Source organism: Kribbella sp. CWNU-51, from assembly GCF_054073265.1.
Map to the genome: position 1 here is coordinate 1 of NZ_JBSXMZ010000074.1, position 814 is coordinate 814.

Annotated in this window: 1 protein-coding gene; it reads left to right on the forward strand. The window is 64.9% G+C overall.

The annotated features are described in order from the left end of the window. Positions 1–814: catalase (locus ACXC9Q_RS41870; RefSeq protein WP_457062613.1), on the forward strand; the 814-nt coding region annotated here is incomplete at both ends.

An 814-nucleotide genomic window follows, 5' to 3' on the forward strand; every position in this document is an offset into this window, starting at 1 on the left:
CGACGTCCGCGGATTCGCGGTGAAGTTCTACACCGACGAAGGCAATTTCGATCTGGTCGGCAACAACATGCCGGTCTTCTTCATCCAGGACGGGATCAAGTTCCCGGACATCATCCACGCCGGCAAGCCACACCCGGACCGCGAGATCCCGCAGGCGCAGACCGCGCACGATACCTTCTGGGACTTCGTCTCGCTGCACACCGAGGCGACTCACCACGTGCTGTGGGCGATGTCGGATCGCGGCATCCCCCGCTCGTACCGCACGATGGAGGGCTTCGGCGTCCACACCTTCCGGCTCGTGAACGCCAACGACGAGACCTGTCTGGTCAAGTTCCACTGGAAGCCGGTGGCAGGCATCCACTCGCTGGTCTGGGAAGAGGCCCAGCTGGCCGCCGGAGCCGATCCCGACTTCCACCGGCGCGACCTCGCCGACGGCATCAACGCCGGCGCACCACTGGAGTTCGAGCTCGGCCTGCAGATCATGCCCGACTCCGACGACCAGACCTTCGAGGGCATCGACCTGCTCGATCCGACCAAGATCGTGCCCGAGGAACTCTGCGAGGTACAGCTGGTCGGCAAGCTCACCCTGGACCGGAACCCGACGAACTACTTCGCCGAGACCGAGCAGGTCGCGTTCCACACCGGGAACCTGGTGTCCGGGATCGAGGTGACCGACGACCCGTTGATGCAGGCCCGTCTGTTCTCCTACCTCGACACCCAGCTGACCCGGCTCGGCGGACCCAACTTCACCCAGTTGCCGATCAACTGTCCGCACGCCGCGGTGAACGACAACCTCCGCGACGGGATGCACCAG